The organism is Lysinibacillus sp. UBA5994 (genome assembly GCF_002429725.1).
In the GTDB taxonomy this organism is placed as follows: Bacteria; Bacillota; Bacilli; order Bacillales_A; family Planococcaceae; genus Lysinibacillus; species Lysinibacillus capsici.
In genome coordinates, this window is record NZ_DJAU01000056.1 from 173,028 (window position 1) to 194,246 (window position 21,219).

Sequence of the window (21,219 nt, forward strand, 5' to 3'; positions counted from 1 at the left end):
TAATTCCTAGTGATACACTCTATTTTGCACATAATGCTACCCATTTGCAAGTGAACGAGATCGTGCCTCCGCTTCTTTAATGCAGGCTTCGATGGCTTCATTAAATTGATATTGCTCTAATGCCTGTATCCCTGCCTCCGTCGTGCCACCAGGACTCGTCACCTTTTTGCGTAAGACATCTGGTTCATCTAATGACTGCTTGAGCATCTCAGCTGTCCCCGCAAGTGTTTGAGTCATTAGCAAGCGCACCGTATCTTTCGATAAGCCTACCTTCGTCCCTACTCGTTCAAAAGCTTCCATTAAATAATAGATATAGGCAGGGCCGCTACCTGAAAGGGCTGTGACTGCATGTAACTGATCTTCATCGACTTCAATAACGGAGCCAACAGCCTCTAATAACTGGAGGAATAGGATACGCTGGTCTGCAGATACCTCGTTATTGAATGCAATGCCACTTGCTGACATGCCGATTGTAGCGGAAGTATTCGGCATCACCCTTGCTACTGGGCGACTCCCTAAAAATTCTGTAATTGTATCAATCGCAATGCCTGCTAAAATAGATAGTACAGCAGTGTGTACCGTAAGTTTAGGCTTTAAATCACACATAGCAGCAATAGCATCTTTCGGCTTCATCGCTAAGATAATCAGATCTGCCTGTTGAAAAATCGCAGGATCAAACACACAATGGACACCATATGTTTCATGTAGGAAATGTAAGCGTTCCTTGTCTGAGCGATTGGTGACGTAAATTTCTTGTGGTGTGAACACCTTTTGTTTAATCCAGCCTTGCATCAATGCTTCCGCCATTGAGCCTGCACCGATAAATAAAATTTTTTTCATGAACAAAACCTCCAGTTCAAAATAAAAAAGCGCTCTCGTCCTTATCTAGAAGGACGAAAACGCTCTCGTTTCCGCGGTACCACCTTTGTTTGCCAATTGTTGGCACAACTCTTAGCCCTCTTATCGCAAGGGAAACGGTTATGTTTGCATAACTGCTCAGAAGTAGGTTCGGTAATGGGAGCGGGTGATGTTACTCTCAGCAAATGTAACACTCTCTAACACCTTCACCAGATACGTACTCGTCTTCTTCAACGCACATAAATAATTAGATTATTCAAAATTATAGTGAGGAATAGGCAACCTGTCAACAGGAGGATGACGAAAACAGAAAAAACTTGTAAAATAGAATGAATCAGTATTCACAAGTGCGTGAAAAGGGGGAGACAACTTTGTCTATATACAAAATAGAAATACCAACACCCTATGCAGTAGGAGATGTCAATGCATTTATTGTAAAAGGCGATGCACTTAGCATTTTTGATGTTGGCCCAAAAACAATGGAAGCCTATGATGCTTTAAAATGGGGGATTCGAGCAGCAGGCTTTGACATGCAAGATATTGAACAGGTTGTGTTAACCCATCATCATCCAGATCATGCGGGATGGGTCGATGCTTTTCCATATGCAGAAATTTTAGGGCATGCCTATAATGACAAATGGCTTCGTCATGATGAAGACTTTTTACGCTATCATGAACAATTTTACAGTGAACGTTTATTGGAGCATGGGGTACCACAAGAATATATTGCAAAAAGTGTCCATGTTCGTCGTGAATTGGAGCTTGTAGGGGAACGACCATTAACGCAAATTTTGGAAGATGGAGATGAAGTTCCTGGGCATCCAGGATTAAAGGCAATCGAAACATTAGGTCACGCACAAAGTCACTTCATTTTTTGGGATGAAAAAACTCATCAAGTGATTGGTGGAGATTTATTGCTTGAAAAAATAACGCCCAATCCATTAATAGAGCCACCATTGGATCGTACTGTAGGACGTACAAAATCTTTACTACAATATAATGCATCCCTTGAAATTCTACGTCAATTACCTGTCAAAATGATGCATACAGGGCATGGAGCAGAGCTAGAGGATATTCCGTTGTTAATTGATAAACGATTAGAGCGACAGCACCAACAATCAATGAAAGTTTTTGAATTATTAGGCGATGATCAATTAACAGTTGTCCAAGTAACAAAACGCTTGTATCCGGCTATCTTCCAGCATCAGCTTGGTTTAACTTTATCTAAAACACTTGGTCATTTAGATTACCTAGAGGCCAATGAGTATATTACGTCAACAAAGACAGAAGCAGGTATCTATTTATTTCAAAGGAAGTAGGTTTATACATGAAACATCCTAACAAAACAATCTTTGTGACAGGAGCTACAAGTGGGGTTGGCTTAAAAATCACTGAATTACTAGTAGCTCAAGGGCATATTGTTTATGCCACAGGTCGCAATGCCGTTGCACTAAAGGTGCTAGAGCGTTTAGGTGCTCAAGTGATCCAAGCGGATTTAACCAATCTACATACACTTGATGATGTTTGTGCGCAGCTACCACCGATTGATGTAGCGATTCTTTCAGCAGGTGTAGGGAAGTTTGCTGTAGCCCCTGCTTTACAGGATGAGGATATTGCGCAAATGATCGAATTAAATGTTAGCGTACCCATTTATCTTGCCAAACGATTAGCCTCTAAGATGATAGAGCGCAAACAGGGCCATTTAATATTCATTGGTTCTCAGGCTGGGAAGGTGGCCACACCAAAAGCGAGTGTCTATGCTGCGACGAAACATGCTATTGTCGGTTTTACCAATGGATTGCGTATGGAATTGGCTCCGTACAATGTAAAAGTGACAGCCATCCATCCTGGTCCCATTGATACACCATTTTTAGATAAAGCCAATGATACAAGTGGCTACCGAGAATCCTTAGGGCGCTTTTTATTGTCAGCGGAGGAAGTAGCTCAAGAGACAGTGAAAACGATTGATCGTCCTGTTCGTGAGATTAATCTACCTAGAATTATGGGATTGTCGAGTAAATTGTATGCATTAGCCCCTGCGACCATTGAATGGCTAGGCAAATCATTTTTCCATAAGAAATAACAACATTTGAAACTGTAAACATGCTTCACGTGCATGTCTACGGTTTTTTCATATTTACATATAATTGTAGCTATAGTAGTAAAAAGGAAGAGTTGAAAAGGAGACATAGATGTATACAATTGGTCAAGTTGCAAAATTTTTAGGAGTTTCTAGAGATACCTTAAAATTTTATGAAGAAAAGGGATTAGTAAAGCCCCAGCAAAATAGTGAAAATGGGTATAGAACATACAATCATTTTGATATATACGATATCACAACAATCAATTTTTATAGAGAAATTGATTTTGAAATCAAAAAGATTCAGGAATTGAGAAAAGGCAAGAGTATAGAGGGCATCCAATCATTGTTAGTAGAAAAAGAACAAATAATGTTAGAGGAAATAGCTTATAAAAAGCTACAATTAAAAAAGCTCCAGCTTGTAAAAGAGGATTGTCAAAAAATTAGCCAATATCTAGGCACGTATACTATAAAGGAAATGAGACCATTAGAAATAATGGGCGTAATAGATCATTATACAGCCTATGATGAATATGATTCGTTAAAAGAAAATGCAGACAGTATAAAGAAAGCGGTAATTCTTACTTCTTTAAGAAGAGTTATTAGATTCGATGATAGCGGAATGCTCGAAAATAAATTTATGGTTGTCAGGAAAGTAGAAAATAGCGATCATCCAATTAAAGGTGAAGTTTTAGCGCATCCCAAATGTCTTTATACAGTTATTGAAGATGGGCGCTGGTCAACAGGTGGCAAAAATACAGACAATAAAGTAGAGGCTAGTATAAGAAAAGTAGCTAAGGAAAATGGCTATGAGCTTTTAGGGCTTGTTTATATCAACTTATTGCTTACCACTTATGAAGAAGGGCTTGAACGTATTTTTTTAGAAATGTATGTACCGATAAAATAAAGGCAAAATGGGTTTGACCTGTGAGCAACCCCTAGGTTTATGCTGAAGATATTCAGATGAAATGGGGGATCTACTTGCGTAGAAAAAAGAAATTAAAAAAACCAGTAGCAAGCTTTATTATTTTAACCAATATTATTTTTTGGCCACTTTTCTGTGTTGTAGGAGCCGTCAAGCTATTAGGCTATCCTACTTGGCTATTTGATACCGTACGCTGTCTATCGGCTTGGTCATCCACCTTTGCCTTTGCGTTACTATTTCCAAGAATCTATCCTGGGCAACGTTTTATACACTTTGTCAAACAAAAATTCAAAAACAAATTGTCACTTTCAGTAATTGTTTTAATCGTGATGATACAAACAGCTATCTTTATCATGATTTTGTTTCAAATCATGAATAATTATGAAGAAAACTCTATTTTTACGCTGTCTTCATGGGGCATGCTCAGTTTTTATTTTGTTAAAACGCTTTTGTCAGGACCACTGGGTGAGGAGTTAGGATGGAGGGGCTTTGCACTGCTGGAGCTGCAAAAGAAGTATTCGCCATTAATAGCTTCAATTATCATAGGCTTTTGGTGGGGAATGTGGCATTTACCGATATGGCTTACAACAGGGTTTATGGGAATGGATTTGATCAAATATAGCTTCTTCTTTATGTTAACGATTATAGCTACGACCATCATCATGACAGTATTTTATACGATCAATCAGAATTTAATCATTCCTATTATTATTCATCAGCTCTTTAATTTTTTTATCGGCTCCATTAATGGAAACCTAATTGATTTAATTATGTATAATGCTATTTTATATTCGGCGGCGGCCGTTCTACTGATTTTGATTAATCCTAATAAAGTCTTGTATAAGATACAATCAGCCGAGTAACTAGAAAGAATCCAGTTTGTATCATGGATTCTTTTTTTTCGTCTGTTGCTAAATTTATATAGTATACATTTATATATATAGTAAAAAAACGTTTTTTCGAGTGAATTGCCATGGATTTCTTGTCAACCTTATACAAGGAACGACTTACTTTTGACAATAAAAATAAAAGTCTATGAATTTATAAAAATACACTTGTATTTATTTTTATAACATGATACTATTCGTGTATAAACTTTTAAATGAATGTATAAACATACATATCGATAGAGCAATGGAGGCGCATTTTTAATGGCAAATAAAAAAGTAGTATTAGCTTATTCAGGTGGACTTGATACTTCGGTAGCAATTCCATGGTTAAAAGAACAAGGTTGGGACGTAATTGCAGTATGTCTTGACGTTGGCGAAGGGAAAGATCTTGAATTCGTAAAAAATAAAGCTCTTCAAGTAGGAGCGACTGAATCTTATATGGTAGATGCGAAAGACGAATTTGCTGAAGGGTATGCATTAATTTCTTTACAAGCACATACTTGGTATGAGCAAAAGTATCCATTAGTATCAGCACTTTCCCGTCCACTTATCTCGAAAAAACTAGTAGAGATTGCTAATCAAGTAGGCGCAGATGCTGTTGCGCATGGTTGCACAGGTAAAGGGAATGACCAAGTTCGTTTTGAAGTATCGATTAAAGCATTAAATCCAGATTTAGAGGTATTAGCACCAGTACGTGAGTGGGGCTGGAGCCGTGATGAGGAAATCGAATATGCAATGAAGCATAATGTACCGATTCCTGCAACATTGGATTCACCATTCTCAATCGACCAAAACCTATGGGGCCGTGCGAATGAAGCTGGCATTATGGAAGACCCATGGGTGTCACCACCAGAAGAAGCTTATGGCTTAACTGTTTCTGTTGAAAATGCACCGAATGAAGCAGAGTATGTGGAAATCGAGTTTGTAGCTGGTAAACCAGTAGCATTAAATGGAAAAGAAATGAAGCTTGCTGATTTAATTCAAGAATTAAATGCAGTAGCAGGTGCTCATGGTGTAGGACGTATCGATCACGTTGAAAATCGTTTAGTTGGTATTAAATCTCGTGAGGTTTATGAAATTCCAGGTGCAAAAGTGCTGTTAACAGCGCATAAAGAGCTTGAGGACTTAACGCTTGTAAAAGAATTAGCACACTTCAAGCCAGTAATCGAGAAAAAACTATCCGAATTAATTTACGACGGTCTATGGTTCTCACCATTACGTGATGCTCTGGAAGCATTCCTTGCGCAAACACAACAATATGTGAATGGTACAGTACGTGTGAAACTATTTAAAGGACATGCGATTGTAGAAGGACGTAAATCACCAAATTCATTATACAGTGAAAAGCTAGCAACATACTCGAAGGAAGATCAATTCAATCATGCTTCCGCTGTAGGCTTTATCGAGTTATGGGGTCTACCAACTGTAGTGAACTCATCTGTGAATAAAAAGTAATGTTGAACAAGCAAGGTGTGGTGAGGCATTTGTGCTTTTACTACACCTTTTGATAAGTAATCGAGGAAAAGGTGAGCTGACATGACAAAACTTTGGGGTGGACGTTTCCAAAAATCAGCAGAAGCATGGGTAGACGAATTTGGCGCATCCATTGGCTTTGACCAGCAACTTGTGCTAGAGGACCTTGAAGGTAGTGTTGCACATGTCACAATGCTTGGTGCTACAGGAATTTTACCAGCAGCTGATGTAGAGGCCATACTAGGTGGTCTTGCCCAATTAAAAGATAAGGCAATCGCAGGTGAGCTTGAATTTAGCGTTGCCAATGAAGATATACACTTAAATTTAGAAAAAATGTTAATTGATTTAATAGGTCCTGTCGGTGGCAAACTACATACAGGACGTAGCCGAAATGACCAAGTAGCAACGGATATGCATCTTTTCTTGAAAAAGCGTGTGCAGGAAGCAATTGATTTAATTGTGACGTTCCAACAAACACTATTAGACAAAGCACAAGAGCATATTGAAACGATTGCACCAGGTTATACGCATCTACAACGTGCACAGCCAATCTCCTTTGCACACCATTTAATGGCTTATTTTTGGATGCTAGAGCGTGATAAACAACGTTTTACAGAATCCATAAAACGTATTGATATTTTACCTTTAGGTGCTGGGGCAATGGCAGGGACAACTTTCCCGATTGACCGTTTAAAATCAGCAGAGTTATTAGGGTTTAGCGAGGTTTACGCAAACTCCATGGATGCTGTAAGTGATCGTGATTTTATCGTGGAATTTTTAAGTCATTCCTCCTTACTTATGGCGCATTTATCACGCTTTGCTGAGGAAATTATTATCTGGTCTACAGATGAATTTAAATTTATCGAACTGGATGATGCCTTCTCAACAGGTTCTTCGATTATGCCACAAAAGAAAAACCCAGATATGGCAGAGCTTATTCGTGGTAAAACAGGGCGTGTTTATGGGAATCTAATGGGCTTATTAACGGTGTTAAAAGGCACACCATTAACATATAACAAAGATATGCAGGAGGACAAAGAGGGGATGTTTGACACTGTTCATACGATTCTTGGTTCACTTAAAATCTTTGAAGGTATGGTTCGTACAATGACTGTCAACACGGAACGCTTACATCAGGCTGTTCACGCTGATTTTTCAAATGCAACGGAGCTAGCAGATTACCTTGCTACAAAGGGGATGCCATTCCGTGAGGCACATGAGGTGACTGGTAAGCTTGTCTTTACATGTATTCAAAAGGGCATTTATTTATTAGACTTGCCATTGGAAGAAATGCAGCAAGAAAGTACGTTAATTGAAGCGGATATTTATGATGTACTAGCGCCAGAAGCTGCTGTTCGCCGCCGCCATTCCTTAGGTGGTACTGGCTTTGAACAAGTAAAAATCCAAATTGAAAAAGCGAAAGCCTGTCTTGTAGCCATTTAATTTTTGCGTGCATGTCCTTGTGACTTTTTGCATAGATATTCATTAAAGCTGTCCTGTGAGGCACTATGAAAACCTTTATCCTTTTTCACTGAGCCAGAGGGTGACGTGAAGAAGAGAACCTTACATATGTGAAGGACAATCCCCAATTCTGGAGACGCGGAATTGGGGTTTTTGTATAAGTAAATGTAGGAGGGATGAAGAAATGAATGAACGTTTTACAAAGGGGCTCGAAACAATTAAACAATATGTGACAGAAGAAGAAGCAGCACGGATGATTGAATCCGATGCATTAGCCGATATAGCACCCGATTTACGCAAAATGATTATTGAATTTGCTTACGGTGATGTCTATGCACGGCCTGGGCTGGATGCAAAGAGTCGAGCACTCGTCGTGATAACAGCGGTAGTTACACAAGGTGCTGCACCACAAACCAAAACGCATATTCAGCGTGGATTACATGCAGGCTTGACACAGACAGAAGTGGTCGAGGTACTTTTACAATTAGCACCCTACATCGGTTTTCCAAGAGTGCAAAATGCTTTAACGATAGCCCAACAAGTCTTTGCAGAAAAAAGCTAAAGCATGTATAAAAAATAGAAGAAGGCTCATAATAAGAGAGGAACCACTTATTAATCTAATCTGATGGGGAGGATGCAGAATGAGTAGTAATAGTCAAACACCCAAAGACCAAGAATCTCAGGAAAGTCCGCCACAACTGTTGAAGGTTGAAGCTTCATAAATCTTAAGCCTAAAGGTGAAACAGAACATTCTGTTTTGCTATAGATTAAGAAGAAGTGTAAACCATATCAGTTAAAAATCAAATAGAAGCAATAAGTGTCCATGGATCCAGAATTATTCTGGGTCCTTTTTGTTTCTTATTTGGGGTCTAAAGTACTCAAGATCCGCTCTAAATGAAATTTAAAGCGCTCATAAGGAAGGAGAACCCGCTCTAAATGAAGTTCAAAGCACTACTAAGGGAAGGCTCCCGCTCTTATTGTGAAAAAACCCCTACTCAACACCATAAAAAATTCCTTCATTTGACATTAAAGAAAATCTGTATTACTCTATACATAACAGATTTCTGTTTGGTTACAAGCAATACAGATTGGAGGGTTATTATGCAAATACAATTAGATCCAAACAGTGAATTGCAGCTATATAAACAATTGGCCAATCAAATAATAGAATGCATTGCGCAAGGTGAGCTGAAAAATGGTGATACTTTACCGTCTGTACGTTCGATGGCTACAGATCTAGGCATCAATGTTAGCACGGTCAGTAAAAGTTATCATGAGCTTGAAGAGAAGGGCTTAATTGAATTGAAGCCGAAAGCAAAAGCGGTCATTATTGGTGGTCAAAAGAGAGCGCTGGAAGAAACGGAGGTTGAAAAAGTCGAAAATGCCTTGAAGCCTATCATGGCGGAGGCTTTTGCGCGTGGCCTCGAGAAAGAGCAAATGACAAGTTTGTTCCAGCGAATTTTAAAACAATGGAAGTAGGGGTAGTATGCTTATAATTGTAGGCATCTTTATCATTGTCGGAATTATGGAAATGATGACACCACATTTAACAAGAAAAACACTTGTTTTTGGTGTTTCCATACCCGAACCATATGTCAAACATCCACAATTAAAGCTGTGGAAGAAGCATTATAGCCAAATCATCGCAGGGATTGCTGGCTTATTCTTAGTAGGTCAAATCGCTCTCTATCTTTCACCTATACAAGAGGAGAAGGTATCTTTAATTTCCTTTATCCTTTTGTATGTCATGCTCCTTTTATCATCAGGTCTTTACATGAGTTATCATGCTAAAACGAAAAAATTAAAGGTGCAGGAGCAGTGGGAGGCACAAATAAAAACAGTATATGTGACAGATTTGTCTATCCGTCAGAAAGAGGAAACATTATCACCTATATTTTTTAGTGTACCCATTATCATCACACTTGCATTAATCGCTTTTACGTACATGAACTATGAGTCAATCCCTGAGGTTTTCGCAACACATTGGAATGGGGCAGGAGAGGTCGATGGTTGGACTCAAAAATCGCGGCTTTCAGTCATCAGTATGCCACTTATATTATTGGCAATACAAATTAGTTTTTTCATGATGAGTCAAGGCATGAAAAGTGCCAAAATTCAATTAAGTGCACAGGCCAAAGAAGCATCCATTCATCGGGAGTTAACTCAGCGTAAATACGGAAGCTGGTACCTGGCAGCCATTAATTTTAGTATGACAATTCTATTTGTTGTTTTACACTATACAACTGTTATTTTACAAGACCAAACGGCTCCCTACTTCTTCCTACTTTTTCTTGTCTTTAATGTCGTTACGTTGGGTGGTTTACTAGTGTTCATTTGGAAGCTCAGTAAAAGTAATGAACGTTTTGATGAGGTACATACAAATGAAACAGCTGCCACAGATGATCAATACTGGAAATGGGGTATTTTTTATTGCAATAAAAATGATCCATCCTTATTAGTGCCTAAAAAGTTCGGGATTGGTTGGACTGTAAATTTCGCGAACAAATGGTGTTACATCTTAATAGCGATTACGTTACTGCCAATTTTATTGGTGATTTTCATATAGAAAGGAAGATTAGATGAAAAAATGGTTATTGATTTGCTGTACAATTTTACTTTTAGCTGCCTGTGGGCAAAAAGAGGTCACTGCACAACATCAAGGATCAAAGGGGACAAATGCAATGAATGAACAGTTTATTGGAAAATGGGAAGGAACTATTGAAACGCCAAATGGACCATTACCGATTATTATCGATTTAAAGAAGGAAAGTGGTACATTATCCGTGCCAGCACAGGGCTTATCTAATTTTCCATTTCAAAGTGTGACGTATACAGGTGATAAAGTAAAAGTGTCCATAAATTTAAACGGCTCTGCTATTGCCATTAATGGCACAATCAAAAATGAACAAATAGAGGCTACATTTCAACAAAATGGTGGGAAATTTCCTTTAATACTAAAGGCTTATAAAGAGCAACCTGTTACCTATGACACATTAAAAATTCCCGTTCAAAACGGTAACTTAACGGTAGCTGTACAAAAGGCTTCTCCATCTCCATCACCAGTGGCACTGATAATAGCAGGATCGGGGCCAACTGATAAAGATGGTAATTCCGCTTTGGCTGGAAAAAATAATAGCTTGAAAATGTTGGCCGAAGGTTTAGCACAACAGGGCATTGCGACGGTGCGTTATGATAAGCGAGGACTTGGTGACAATCAAGCGCTCTTAACAAAGGAAGAGGATGGAACGTTTGACCAATACGTTGATGATGCTGTACAAATTATCCAAACATTGATGGCTGATAAAGCCTACACAAGTGTCCATGTGATTGGTCATAGCGAAGGCTCACTCATTGGTTTGCTCGCGGCTCAAAAGACAGGCGTAGCATCCTTTGTCTCCATTGCCGGTGCAGGTAGATCGTTAGATGAAGTGCTTTTAGAGCAATTAAAAGGTCAATTAGCACCAAAGCTTTTTAATGAATCCACGAATATTTTGACAGCTTTAAAGCAAGGGGAGCAAGTGAAAAATATTTCGCCAGAGCTACAGGCCCTTTTCCGTCCATCTGTACAGCCTTTCCTGATTTCCTTGCTAAAATATCAACCTGCTAATGAGCTTGCAAAAGTAAAAAGCCGTGTATTGCTAGTACAAGGAACAACGGATTTACAAGTGAAGGAAGCCGATGCTGAGGCATTGAAGAAAGGCAAACAAGACTCAAAATTACTTTATCTAGCGGGTATGAATCACGTATTGAAAAAGGCACCGGCAGATCGCGCCAAAAACTTAGCAACCTATGCAGACCCTTCGCTGCCACTGCATGAAGAATTACTACCAGCAATTGAGCAATTTATTAAAAATGAAAAGTAGGATGATTAACCTTGGGAGTACTTGTCTATTTAATAATCATGCTGCCGTTTCTCATCTTCGCCATTGTTCTATCGCAAGGTAAAGGATCTTTTCTACTTGAAGGCTTTCATACGATGGCACAGGAAGATAAAGAACAATATGATGAAAAGGCACTGGCAAGATTTATGGGAAAAATGATGTATGGCTACTGTTTTTGTGTCCTTTTATCGATACTAAACGAATTTTTCCATACACAATGGTTATTTCATGTAGGTCTTGTACTTTTTGTCGCCCTTACGATATTTTTATTGATCTATGCGAACACAGGTAATCGTTTCAAAAAATAGCATGTAAGAAAAAGTAGAACCATTTTATAATGGTTCTATTTTTTTGTAAGCGCTTTATGAAAATTCTTTAAAATCTAAATATTTGGAAAACCGTAATTTTAGTGTCACGAATATGCTCGTTCATGCGCTGTTTTTCTTCTTTTCTGTAAAAATAGAATTTTAAGAATAATTAGTATTATTATAGATGACATTAAAAAATTACTAAGTTAGGAGAATTCTTTGATATGTCGCAAATGTTAGCACTGACGATAGTACTTGCTATTCTTTACATCGGAGATATCGTAGCAACAAGAACGAAGGCGTGGATTCCATCTGTGTTCGTCTGTGCGGTATTATTTTTAATTGGCTATTGGACATTCTTCCCGAAAGATATTGTTAGTATTGCCGGGATTGGTCCAGTCGTTGCCACGATGTTAATGTATTTATTAATTACGAATATGGGTACACTTCTGTCCCTTAAGGAATTGAAAAACCAGTGGAAAGCCATCGTTATTTCTTTAGCTGGTATTGTAGGCATCATCGCCATATTATTTACAATTGGTGCCTTGCTATTTGATTTAAAAACGATGATTGTTGCAGTTCCACCATTAGTCGGTGGTGTTGTGGCAGCGCTAGTGATGTCAGAAGGCGCTTCTGCAGCTGGCTTAGAGGATTTAGCCGTCTTTGCCATTGTAATTTATGTTATTCAAGGTTTTGCAGGATATCCCATCACGTCCATTGTATTGAAGCGTGAAGCAAAACGTTTATTAAAAGAACATCAGCAAGGGAATATACAATCGGTAACACAGGTAGAGGAAGATGTTGAACAGGCATCTGAGCAACCAAAATTATTTAGTAAAATTCCTACCAAGTACAATACAGAATACTTTAAATTTTTCCGTTTAGCGCTTGTTGGATTATTAGCGTATGGTACATCTACAGCATTAGCACCTGTTGTGACAGTCAATGCGTTAGTGCTATGCCTAGTGTTTGGTGTCCTTGCATCGACATTTGGTTTTTTAGAAAGACAACCATTGCAAAAAGCAAATGGCTTCGGTTTTGCCATTATGGGGTTAATGCTCTTTATATTTGATGGCTTAAAACAGGCTTCCCCTGAAATGCTGATGCGTATTATTGTGCCATTAGTAGTGTCTATTGTCTTAGCAGTCATTGGTATGTATATTTTCTCTTTCATCGCAGGAAAAGTTTTAAAGGTCAGCCCGAATTTAGCGTTTGCTGTATCCTTAACAGCGCTCTATGGGTTCCCAGCAGATTATATTTTAACGAATGAAGTAGTGAAATCGTCCACAGCCGATCAAAAAGAACGAGAAATGCTGTTAAGTCATATGTTACCACCGATGCTTGTGGGAGGTTTCATTAGTGTAACGATAACATCTGTGATTTTAGCGGGTATTTTTGTCAATTGGCTATAAAGAAGGAGAGAGTCAGCATGAATAAAATGAAAGAAATTATTGCGGAATTAAATAGTGAGCTTGTGGCAATTCGTCAAAAATTGCACAGTGAGCCAGAGCTTTCTTGGGAAGAATATGAAACAACGAATTATGTAGCAGCATATTTAGAGAACCTTGGTATTCCGTTTAGACGAATAGAGCCAACAGGCATTATTGCGGAGTTAAAAGGGGGCAAGGAAGGAAAAACCGTTGCCTTACGTGCAGATATGGATGCATTATCAGTTTATGAAATACGAGAAGATATTCCGTATCGCTCTAAAACTGATGGTAAGATGCATGCCTGTGGTCATGATGCGCATACAGCCATGTTGCTGATTGCAGCTAAGACATTACATATGGTACAAGAAGAAATTGAGGGAACAGTTCGTTTTATTTTCCAGCCAGCGGAAGAAGTAGCTACAGGCGCAAAAGCGATGGTAGAGCAAGGAGCAATGAAAGGTGTAGATAACGTCTTTGGTATTCATATTTGGTCACAAATTGACACAGGGAAAATTCAGTGTAATAAAGGTCCTGCCTTTGCCTCTGCTGATATTTTCAAAGTGCGCTTTAAAGGGCAGGGCGGTCATGCCGCAGTCCCACATGATGCCATTGATGCCGTGATGATTGCTTCAACGTTTGCTTTGAATGTCCAAACAGTTGTGGCACGTACAGTCAATCCACTTCAACCTGCCGTTCTTACAATTGGAAAAATGGAGGTTGGCACACGCTTTAATGTAATTGCAGAAGATGCCATTTTAGAAGGGACTGTGCGTTGTTTTGATAAAGAGGTTCGTTCACATATCGAAACGCAAATTCGTCATTATGCTGACCAGATTGCCTCACTTTATGGTGGCACAGCAGAGGTCGTTTATGAATATGGTACACAAGCCGTCAACAATGATGTGGCGAGTGCCAGATTAGTCGAGCGCCTTGCAGCTGAACATTTTGGCGCGGATGCTTATCATATTGATGATCCGACAATGGGTGGAGAAGACTTTAGCTTTTACTTAGATGAAGTACCTGGCTGTTTTGCTCTAGTAGGCTCAGGCAATACAGAAAAGGATACACGCTGGGCACATCATAACGGCCATTTTAATATCGATGAAGATGGTTTGCGCGTTGGAGCCGAATTATATGTACAATATGCGTTAACTTGGTTAAGCGAAAACTAATAAAGTGAAGTAACTAAGCTTCTTATGAAATTAGTATAAATTCACCTTAGCTGGTCATAATAAAGAAGATTTCACTTATGAAATCTATAATGATGAGGAGGATGAAAAATGAGTAGGTTCGAACAACTAGACCCCAAATCTCAAAAAATCCACCGCAACTGGTCAAGGATTAAGCGATCAAAATCGCAAGTAAATGGTGAAACGGAGATTACTCTCCATAACCGTCTCTTGCGAAGTGAAGCAAAGGCCCGTCAGTTTTAATCATGCTAGAAAAGTAAGTGTCATCAAGCCCAGAAAAAATTCTGGGTTTTTCTTTATGTGTAAAATGAGAAAGATGTATAATATAAGTAATTTCTAACAGAAAAGGAGAGGAATGCTATGATTACTACGCCTATTCCAATTTATCTACAGCCATTTGCAGAAAACGTGCAATTTATAGATGGAGTTGAATCACAGTTTCAGCTCCAATCTAGCGCAGGCAATGAACAATTTGAAATTTGGTATCACGGTGATTTGCTAATGATTGAAGGAGAGGAAATGATGCCTTTTATTACAGGCTCAACCGCTAGAATCGTTGCCAAAGATCCTTTAACAGCGGAGGAAATTTTGCTCTTTGATGCCACGCTACATGGTTATAATGCGCTATTTTGTGAGGCGTATACCGAGGCACATCATGACAACCGTCCACTGGAGAAATATATTCTGCCTGTAACAGAAGTGGTATTATCATTTTTCTATAATATCGACTATGACGAAGAAATAGACGACTATGAGGTAGATGAACAAGAAAATGTACGGCTCATAAATGGAGAAACCGCTAACTGGGAAACGATTAAAAGAAATGGCTATGATGCATTTGCTTTTTATTTCAAAAAAGAAGATGGAACACTTTTAGCATTTGCTGAAGAAGAACTAGCCTAAAAGGAAGGGATTTTCGCGAAATGCAACTCATACAATTTACACAAGATTTAGCAAATCTAATTCATCAATACCAATCCATCGATACATTTTATAGAAAAATCACGAAAACGGAAGTACCTACGACGATCGGTTTCATCTATATTGAGCCAGGCGGTGTGGTTGGTTTGCATGAAGCCCCCATTCCACAGCTATTTATCGTTATTAATGGAGAGGGATGGATTAGTGGTGAAGATGCTGAAAAAATCACGATAAAAACAGGACAGGGAGTACTATGGCATCAAGGTCAGGCACATGAATCTGGTAGTATAACGGGCTTAACAGCACTTGTTATCCAAGCGGAGCAGATAAATCTTACATAAATAAAAGTGTAACGGTAGTTGCAAGAACCGTTACACTTTTTCATATTGTTTAACCAATTTAACTGTTTTAAGTAGATGGCCATCAAATTGTTCATCAAATTTTTCTATTGCTACAAATCCCTTTGCTTGATAAAAATGCATACCAAGTTTATTTTCTTTCTCTACACAAACAAATAAAGACGATAGATTTGGGAGCATGCGTAGTCCTTCCTGTAAAAGTGCAGTACCCACGCCCTTACCATGCATATCAGGATGTAAATAAATCGCATGTAGCTCCGCCTCACCTTGTGTTACATTTGAAAAATTAGCAAAGCCTACTAGCCATTCATCAAAAATTGCAACGAGAAACGGACTATTGATGAGACGTTCGATTAATCGTTCTCGACTATAAGCTAGTTGTAAAAAACGATCTTGAATGTCACGTGGAATGATTCCTTCGTATGTATGATGCCAGCTTATTCTAGCAATTTCTTGTACAAAAGTAATGTCATTTTCTTGCATCTGTCGTATAATAAGTGTCAACACTTTTCACCTTCTATTCCAATTTTTCTCTTTATTGTAACATTCAATCATTCAAAGGGGGTCACTTTCATGCAAGTAATTGAAAAAGCTTTTGGCTATATCACGAGAACGCATGAGGATCAATTACAGGTACTCGTATTTGAACAGAATTCAGTTGGGGCAGGTATCCAGGTGCCCAAAGGTACGGTTGAGGAAGGGGAAACACCTTTAGATGCTGTGAAACGTGAAATGCTAGAAGAAACAGGTCTAACCACACTTGTCGTTCAAGCGCTAATAGCACAGGATTATTTTAATCATCCATCAGGTGTTTTACAGAAACGGTATTTTTATCATTTAACATCCGATGAAACACGGGATGCATGGCAACATCATCCAACAGGCTTAAACGAAGGGGATTTAATCTTTTCATTCTATTGGATTTCAGCTGAGCAAGATGCCCTGCTAGCAAAGGGGCATGGCGATTATTTATACCGATTGTTAGCAAACGTGAGAAATTGAACCTATTATAATAAAACCGCGTCAATTGGACGCGGTTTTTATGTTGATTCAATTAAGCCTTGGCAGCAATCTCTAGGGCTTGTGCAAAATCAGCAATTAAATCATCAACATGCTCAAGTCCTACAGAAAAACGTAGAAGACCATCTGTGATGCCTCGTTTAGCACGCTCTTCAGGCTCCATAGCCGCATGACTCATTTTTGCAGGGTAAGAAAGGATAGATTCTACTCCTCCAAGAGAGACCGCAAATACTGGAATTGTCATCGCCTCAACCAATGCCTTTGCAGCTGCATAGCTTGGTAGTCGGAAGGATAAAACGGCCCCAGGACTTGTGCTTTGACGTTGATGAATAGCGTAGCCTGGGTGTGAAGCAAGCCCTGGATAGTAGACCTGCTCAACTAGTGGATTGCTAGCCAAATACACAGCAATTTTTTGTGCAGATTCAGCAGAACGACTAAAACGTACATCTGTTGTTTTGATGTTTTGTAGTAGTGTGAATGAATCCTGTACACCTAAAATATTACCGAATGAATTTTGGATAAAGTAGAGATCCTGACCTAGCTTTTCATCGGCAGTAACCGTTAAGCCAGCAATAATATCAGAATGTCCAGATAAAAACTTCGTTGCACTATGAATGACGACATCTACACCAAGTTCTAGTGGGCGTTGGTGTAACGGTGTCATAAAAGTATTATCCAAGAATGTAAGGCAGTGGTGTTGCTTGGCAAGCGCCACTACACCACGAATATCTGTAATGCCTAACGTTGGATTTGATGGTGTTTCCATATAAAGTAGTTTTGTAGCTGGCGTGATTGCTGCTTCTACAGCTGCTAAATCCGTAAAATCTACAAATGTATGGGAAATCCCAAAGCGCGGCAACACCTTTGTTACAAAACGATAGGTTCCACCATAAACATCCTCAGTCATGACGATATGATCTCCCTGCGATAACAGCATTAATGCTGCTGATACGGCAGCGATACCAGATGAAAATGCATGGGCACGAACGCCTCCCTCAAGCTCTGCTACAGCTTTTTCTAACGCATCTCTTGTAGGGTTGCCTGAACGAGCATAATCATATTCTCCAAATTCATCTATACTTTCTTGATGGAAAGTAGACGACAGATACATCGGGACGTTAACAGCCCCTTTTTTATTACTATAGCCATCACGAACACCTGCGTGAATGAGGCTTGTTTCAATACGTTGCTTCATCAATTACGCCTCTTTTCTAAGGATATCAAACACTTGTCGTAAGTCTGCAATTAAATCTTCTGCTTCCTCAATGCCAACAGAGAAGCGTAATAAACGATCACAAACGCCACGCTCCACACGCTCTTCATAAGGCATATCTGCATGTGTTTGTGTAGCAGGATACGTAATAAAGCTTTCGACACCGCCAAGACTTTCAGCAAAAGTAATTAACTTTAAGTTACGAAGGAATGGGTCAATCCACTCAGGCTTTTGCAAGCGGAATGACAGCATGCCACCTTTTCCAGTGTAAAGGACATCTGTCACTAACTCTTCTTCCTCTAAGTAAGCAGCAATCGCCTTCGCATTGGCATCATGTTGCTTTAAGCGTAGATGCATTGTTTTTAGACCACGAATAAGTAACCATGAATCCATAGCTCCTAGCACCATGCCACTACCATTATGAATAAAGCCAATGCGTTCGGCTAATTCTGTGCCTTTAGCAACCACTAGCCCAGCTAAAACATCATTATGACCACCAATATACTTCGTTGCAGAATGAAGCACAATATCTGCGCCTAATTCAATAGGGCGTTGGAAGTATGGCGTATAAAATGTATTATCCACAATTAGCCATGCCCCATGCTTATGTGCTAACTCCGCATACACTTGTAAATCAAACTCCTGCATAAGTGGATTTGTAGGTGTTTCAATAAATATTGCACGTGTATTTTCATTCATTAATGCTTCCACCTGTTCAACCGATTCAAATTTTGAATAAACAGGCTTAATATTATAAGTATCTTGGAAGAAATTAAAAAGTCTATATGTACCACCATATAAATCATCTGGCACGACTAATTCATCGCCTGGTTTAAATAGGGATAACACCAATTGAATGGCAGCCATCCCGGAGCTACAGGCAAAGCCCATATCGCCACCCTCTAAATCAGCAATTCCTGCTTCTAAAAGAGTACGTGTTGGATTTTTTGTACGTGTATAGTCAAAACCAGTAGATTCACCAATCCCAGTATGTTTATAAGCAGTCGATAAATGAATGGGTGGGCTCACAGCTCCTGTTGCTGGGTCACTTAAATTACCAAGTTGTACAAGCTTTGTTTCAATACTTCTGTTTAATGTCATGACGTCACTCTTTTCTTCAATATTATTAAAAGCAACAACTTTTGCTTTCAATTTAATAGTATTCTCAATAATTGTTACCAATTTAACATGGATACTAAAGAAGAACAAGGTGATTTCTGAAAATTAGCTAGATTATTTATAGTTAATCACCTAGGAATAGTAGGAGATTCCAGAATAAAGATAGGGCTAAAGAGAGGATAGTTTCAAGTTACGGATACAAGATTTAAAGTAGCGGTTAGAACGTGAAAAGTAGCGGATACAACGTAAAAAATGAGGGATAGAGCGGACAAAGTGGGGGATAGGTTCTGAAGTAGCGGATAGAACGTGAAAAGTAGCGGATACAACGTGAAAAATGGTGGATAGAGCAGTCAAAGTGAGGGATAGGTTTGAAGTAGCGGTTAGAAACAAGTAAAGGAGACAAAATAAAAACATCTGCCTCCTTTGAGAGACAGATGCTTTAACAACATGTTAGGCTTGTTCTTTTTTTAGCAAGTCGCGAATTTCTTTGAGAAGCTCTTCTTTGGCATCGAGTTCAGGTGCCGGTTCTTCCACGACTGCTTCTTCTTTTTTACGTGTGAGCTTTGTCATAATTCGTAAGGCCATAAAAATGGCAAATGCTATGATTAAAAAATCAATGATGGATTGTAGAAATACACCAAAATTGATTTGGGCTTCACCTGAGCCAAAAACAAAACTCTTTGTTAAATCAATACCACCTGTTAAAACACCGACTAATGGCATGATGATATTTTCAACTAAGGAGGTAACAATTTTACCGAAAGCACCACCAATGACTACTGCTACTGCTAGATCGACAATATTGCCTTTCATCGCAAATTCTTTAAAGTCTTTCCACAAAATAAATTCCTCCCTATTATTATCCAATAAACGAATCAATCTGTATTTTACTATATTTTTAGCAAACCTTTCAACTGCTTTCATGGTGGAAATGATGTACTTTCATAGATGTGGAAGACTTCATTCTTTCAAAATGAAAAGATATACTGCACATTACGGAAAATTTGGTAATATAGAAAAAGAATACTAGATTAGGTGTGACGTATGGCAAAGAAAAAGAATAACAAACCTCTGTTATCACCCGCGACAAAATTGGGTATGATAGCATTATTGATTCCAATTGCAATTACCGTGTATGTTCTCACATTTTTTGCTTGGAAGGAGCTTCAAACATTACCGATATTCGAAAAGCTTGTCCAGCAAAAGGCAATTGAGGAGATTCAACAGCATTTCGATATGAAAATTCCTGAGCAATACATTCCCGTTTATGTAGCTGCAGAAGAAAAATATGGTGTACCCTGGACATTACTTGCTGCGCATCATCGTATTGAAACACGGTTTTCTACGGTAAAATCAATGGTATCATCTGCTGGGGCAGAGGGGCATATGCAATTCATGCCCTGTACATTCGTTGGCTGGCAGCATCCCACATGCTCAGGTTTGGGAAAAGGAAGCATCACAAAAACTGAATTGATGAGTCCTGAGACAATTGCTAAATATGGAGGATATGGCGTTGACGCAAATGGGGATGGAATAGCTGATCCCTATGATATTGAGGATGCAGTATTTAGTGCTGCGAATTACTTATCCAAATACGGTGCTGCGACAGGGAATATTAAGAAAGCTGTTTATCAATACAACCATAGCGAGAAATATGTTGAGGATGTGTTATATTACTACCAGTTGTATGATGATTTTCACGATGAGCTCCAAGCAGCTGTTCTCTTACATGAAAAAAAATAAAGAGCCATCACATTGGATGGCTCTTCATTACATATTTAAGTTGCTTTACGCATACCTTTTAAAATAAGGCTGACGATAAAGATCAACACGATGGCACCGATTAGTGCTGGGAACACGTAGAAATCACTTACTCTCCAGCCCCAGTTCCCTAAAACCATACTACCAATCCAAGAACCGACAATCCCTGCAATAATATTCCCGATGATGCCGCCTGGTACATCTTTACCTAAAATGACGCCAGCTAGCCATCCAAGAATTCCTCCAATAATTAAATACCAAATGAAACTAATCATTACTTTCATCTCCTTAAATTTAAGATATAATGGCGATTACTTAGTTATACCCTGA

The 21,219-nt window shown here is 38.9% G+C and carries 24 protein-coding genes; 18 read left to right on the top strand and 6 right to left on the bottom strand.

The annotated features are described in order from the left end of the window. Window positions 1–36: 36 nt before the first annotated feature. Window positions 37–840 (bottom strand): pyrroline-5-carboxylate reductase, encoded by an 804-nt coding sequence (gene proC, locus B3D98_RS17120; protein ID WP_288584587.1) that lies wholly within the window; start codon window positions 838–840, stop codon window positions 37–39. Between the two features lie 347 nt (window positions 841–1,187). On the opposite strand from proC, the gene B3D98_RS17125 reads away from it, so the two are divergent. The 16 genes from B3D98_RS17125 (at window position 1,188) to B3D98_RS17200 (ending at window position 15,758) form a co-directional block, all read left to right on the top strand. Next, window positions 1,188–2,177 (top strand): MBL fold metallo-hydrolase, encoded by a 990-nt coding sequence (locus B3D98_RS17125; protein ID WP_269898235.1) that lies wholly within the window; start codon window positions 1,188–1,190, stop codon window positions 2,175–2,177. 8 nt (window positions 2,178–2,185) lie between these two features. Beyond that, complete coding sequence (locus B3D98_RS17130; RefSeq protein ID WP_048392368.1) at window positions 2,186–2,941, top strand: SDR family NAD(P)-dependent oxidoreductase; 756 nt, start codon at window positions 2,186–2,188, stop codon at window positions 2,939–2,941. 109 nt (window positions 2,942–3,050) lie between these two features. Further along, entirely contained in the window at window positions 3,051–3,845 is a 795-nt protein-coding gene (locus B3D98_RS17135; RefSeq protein WP_288584593.1) for a MerR family transcriptional regulator, read from the top strand. Between the two features lie 74 nt (window positions 3,846–3,919). Then, complete coding sequence (locus tag B3D98_RS17140; protein ID WP_288584594.1) at window positions 3,920–4,726, top strand: CPBP family intramembrane glutamic endopeptidase; 807 nt, start codon at window positions 3,920–3,922, stop codon at window positions 4,724–4,726. A 288-nt stretch (window positions 4,727–5,014) separates the two neighbouring features. After that, the gene (locus B3D98_RS17145; RefSeq protein WP_288584595.1) at window positions 5,015–6,208 is read left to right on the top strand and encodes an argininosuccinate synthase; all 1,194 of its coding nucleotides are present in this window, start codon (window positions 5,015–5,017) and stop codon (window positions 6,206–6,208) included. A gap of 81 nt (window positions 6,209–6,289) precedes the next feature. Next, window positions 6,290–7,669, top strand: coding sequence for an argininosuccinate lyase (gene argH, locus B3D98_RS17150; RefSeq protein ID WP_009370279.1), 1,380 nt, complete (start codon window positions 6,290–6,292; stop codon window positions 7,667–7,669). 202 nt (window positions 7,670–7,871) lie between these two features. Continuing rightward, window positions 7,872–8,249 carry a carboxymuconolactone decarboxylase family protein gene (locus B3D98_RS17155; protein WP_288584598.1) on the top strand — a complete coding sequence of 126 codons (378 nt, stop codon included), beginning with the start codon at window positions 7,872–7,874 and terminating at the stop codon, window positions 8,247–8,249. A 539-nt stretch (window positions 8,250–8,788) separates the two neighbouring features. Beyond that, window positions 8,789–9,166, top strand: coding sequence for a GntR family transcriptional regulator (locus B3D98_RS17160; protein WP_054549216.1), 378 nt, complete (start codon window positions 8,789–8,791; stop codon window positions 9,164–9,166). Between the two features lie 7 nt (window positions 9,167–9,173). Then, complete coding sequence (locus tag B3D98_RS17165; RefSeq protein WP_288584601.1) at window positions 9,174–10,253, top strand: DUF1648 domain-containing protein; 1,080 nt, start codon at window positions 9,174–9,176, stop codon at window positions 10,251–10,253. Between the two features lie 13 nt (window positions 10,254–10,266). Then, window positions 10,267–11,550 carry an alpha/beta hydrolase gene (locus B3D98_RS17170; protein ID WP_259419657.1) on the top strand — a complete coding sequence of 428 codons (1,284 nt, stop codon included), beginning with the start codon at window positions 10,267–10,269 and terminating at the stop codon, window positions 11,548–11,550. 11 nt (window positions 11,551–11,561) lie between these two features. Then, window positions 11,562–11,876, top strand: coding sequence for a DUF3784 domain-containing protein (locus tag B3D98_RS17175; protein WP_288584604.1), 315 nt, complete (start codon window positions 11,562–11,564; stop codon window positions 11,874–11,876). A gap of 224 nt (window positions 11,877–12,100) precedes the next feature. After that, on the top strand, window positions 12,101–13,288 hold the full coding sequence (locus B3D98_RS17180) for a hypothetical protein (RefSeq protein WP_115673345.1): 1,188 nt from the start codon (window positions 12,101–12,103) through the stop codon (window positions 13,286–13,288). A gap of 17 nt (window positions 13,289–13,305) precedes the next feature. Then, window positions 13,306–14,478, top strand: coding sequence for an amidohydrolase (locus tag B3D98_RS17185; protein WP_288584609.1), 1,173 nt, complete (start codon window positions 13,306–13,308; stop codon window positions 14,476–14,478). 108 nt (window positions 14,479–14,586) lie between these two features. Next, window positions 14,587–14,739: a YpzG family protein gene (locus B3D98_RS17190; protein ID WP_004231380.1), complete on the top strand. Its 153-nt coding sequence runs from the start codon at window positions 14,587–14,589 to the stop codon at window positions 14,737–14,739. 117 nt (window positions 14,740–14,856) lie between these two features. Further along, window positions 14,857–15,399, top strand: coding sequence for a hypothetical protein (locus tag B3D98_RS17195; RefSeq protein WP_288584617.1), 543 nt, complete (start codon window positions 14,857–14,859; stop codon window positions 15,397–15,399). A gap of 20 nt (window positions 15,400–15,419) precedes the next feature. Beyond that, window positions 15,420–15,758 carry a cupin domain-containing protein gene (locus tag B3D98_RS17200; protein ID WP_288584620.1) on the top strand — a complete coding sequence of 113 codons (339 nt, stop codon included), beginning with the start codon at window positions 15,420–15,422 and terminating at the stop codon, window positions 15,756–15,758. A gap of 30 nt (window positions 15,759–15,788) precedes the next feature. Here the strand turns inward: B3D98_RS17200 and B3D98_RS17205 are convergent, their stop codons facing one another. Further along, entirely contained in the window at window positions 15,789–16,280 is a 492-nt protein-coding gene (locus B3D98_RS17205) for a GNAT family N-acetyltransferase (protein ID WP_288584622.1), read from the bottom strand. 69 nt (window positions 16,281–16,349) lie between these two features. On the opposite strand from B3D98_RS17205, the gene B3D98_RS17210 reads away from it, so the two are divergent. Further along, the gene (locus B3D98_RS17210) at window positions 16,350–16,778 is read left to right on the top strand and encodes an NUDIX hydrolase (RefSeq protein WP_288584624.1); all 429 of its coding nucleotides are present in this window, start codon (window positions 16,350–16,352) and stop codon (window positions 16,776–16,778) included. 52 nt (window positions 16,779–16,830) lie between these two features. On the opposite strand, the gene B3D98_RS17215 is transcribed toward B3D98_RS17210, so the two are convergent. The 3 genes from B3D98_RS17215 to mscL all read right to left on the bottom strand — a co-directional run bounded on the left by B3D98_RS17215 (window position 16,831) and on the right by mscL (window position 19,968). Beyond that, the gene (locus tag B3D98_RS17215) at window positions 16,831–17,991 is read right to left on the bottom strand and encodes an aminotransferase class I/II-fold pyridoxal phosphate-dependent enzyme (protein ID WP_048392380.1); all 1,161 of its coding nucleotides are present in this window, start codon (window positions 17,989–17,991) and stop codon (window positions 16,831–16,833) included. Window positions 17,992–17,994: 3 nt separating this feature from the next. After that, entirely contained in the window at window positions 17,995–19,110 is a 1,116-nt protein-coding gene (locus tag B3D98_RS17220) for a methionine biosynthesis PLP-dependent protein (RefSeq protein ID WP_288584628.1), read from the bottom strand. A 468-nt stretch (window positions 19,111–19,578) separates the two neighbouring features. Further along, window positions 19,579–19,968: a large conductance mechanosensitive channel protein MscL gene (mscL, locus tag B3D98_RS17225; protein ID WP_009370295.1), complete on the bottom strand. Its 390-nt coding sequence runs from the start codon at window positions 19,966–19,968 to the stop codon at window positions 19,579–19,581. Window positions 19,969–20,172: 204 nt separating this feature from the next. Here mscL and B3D98_RS17230 point away from each other — a divergent pair, with 204 nt between their 5' ends. After that, a complete protein-coding gene (locus B3D98_RS17230) occupies window positions 20,173–20,871 on the top strand; it encodes a lytic transglycosylase domain-containing protein (RefSeq protein ID WP_016995260.1) in 699 nt (232 codons plus the stop codon). Between the two features lie 35 nt (window positions 20,872–20,906). Here the strand turns inward: B3D98_RS17230 and B3D98_RS17235 are convergent, their stop codons facing one another. Further along, window positions 20,907–21,164, bottom strand: coding sequence for a GlsB/YeaQ/YmgE family stress response membrane protein (locus B3D98_RS17235; protein WP_004231402.1), 258 nt, complete (start codon window positions 21,162–21,164; stop codon window positions 20,907–20,909). Window positions 21,165–21,219: the final 55 nt, after the last annotated feature.

Excerpts from the sequence above, each read along its gene's own strand:
- proC (WP_288584587.1), bottom strand. The coding sequence starts at position 840 with ATGAAAAAAATTTTATTTATCGGTGCAGGCTCAATGGCGGAAGCATTG.
- B3D98_RS17235 (WP_004231402.1), bottom strand. The coding sequence starts at position 21,164 with ATGATTAGTTTCATTTGGTATTTAATTATTGGAGGAATTCTTGGATGG.
- B3D98_RS17170 (WP_259419657.1), top strand. The coding sequence starts at position 10,267 with ATGAAAAAATGGTTATTGATTTGCTGTACAATTTTACTTTTAGCTGCC.
- B3D98_RS17200 (WP_288584620.1), top strand. The coding sequence starts at position 15,420 with ATGCAACTCATACAATTTACACAAGATTTAGCAAATCTAATTCATCAA.
- B3D98_RS17210 (WP_288584624.1), top strand. The coding sequence starts at position 16,350 with ATGCAAGTAATTGAAAAAGCTTTTGGCTATATCACGAGAACGCATGAG.
- B3D98_RS17215 (WP_048392380.1), bottom strand. The coding sequence starts at position 17,991 with ATGAAGCAACGTATTGAAACAAGCCTCATTCACGCAGGTGTTCGTGAT.
- B3D98_RS17230 (WP_016995260.1), top strand. The coding sequence starts at position 20,173 with ATGGCAAAGAAAAAGAATAACAAACCTCTGTTATCACCCGCGACAAAA.
- B3D98_RS17190 (WP_004231380.1), top strand. The coding sequence starts at position 14,587 with ATGAGTAGGTTCGAACAACTAGACCCCAAATCTCAAAAAATCCACCGC.
- B3D98_RS17155 (WP_288584598.1), top strand. The coding sequence starts at position 7,872 with ATGAATGAACGTTTTACAAAGGGGCTCGAAACAATTAAACAATATGTG.
- B3D98_RS17135 (WP_288584593.1), top strand. The coding sequence starts at position 3,051 with ATGTATACAATTGGTCAAGTTGCAAAATTTTTAGGAGTTTCTAGAGAT.
- B3D98_RS17145 (WP_288584595.1), top strand. The coding sequence starts at position 5,015 with ATGGCAAATAAAAAAGTAGTATTAGCTTATTCAGGTGGACTTGATACT.
- argH (WP_009370279.1), top strand. The coding sequence starts at position 6,290 with ATGACAAAACTTTGGGGTGGACGTTTCCAAAAATCAGCAGAAGCATGG.
- B3D98_RS17220 (WP_288584628.1), bottom strand. The coding sequence starts at position 19,110 with ATGACATTAAACAGAAGTATTGAAACAAAGCTTGTACAACTTGGTAAT.
- B3D98_RS17195 (WP_288584617.1), top strand. The coding sequence starts at position 14,857 with ATGATTACTACGCCTATTCCAATTTATCTACAGCCATTTGCAGAAAAC.
- B3D98_RS17125 (WP_269898235.1), top strand. The coding sequence starts at position 1,188 with ATGAATCAGTATTCACAAGTGCGTGAAAAGGGGGAGACAACTTTGTCT.
- B3D98_RS17185 (WP_288584609.1), top strand. The coding sequence starts at position 13,306 with ATGAATAAAATGAAAGAAATTATTGCGGAATTAAATAGTGAGCTTGTG.
- B3D98_RS17130 (WP_048392368.1), top strand. The coding sequence starts at position 2,186 with ATGAAACATCCTAACAAAACAATCTTTGTGACAGGAGCTACAAGTGGG.
- B3D98_RS17180 (WP_115673345.1), top strand. The coding sequence starts at position 12,101 with ATGTCGCAAATGTTAGCACTGACGATAGTACTTGCTATTCTTTACATC.
- B3D98_RS17160 (WP_054549216.1), top strand. The coding sequence starts at position 8,789 with ATGCAAATACAATTAGATCCAAACAGTGAATTGCAGCTATATAAACAA.
- B3D98_RS17165 (WP_288584601.1), top strand. The coding sequence starts at position 9,174 with ATGCTTATAATTGTAGGCATCTTTATCATTGTCGGAATTATGGAAATG.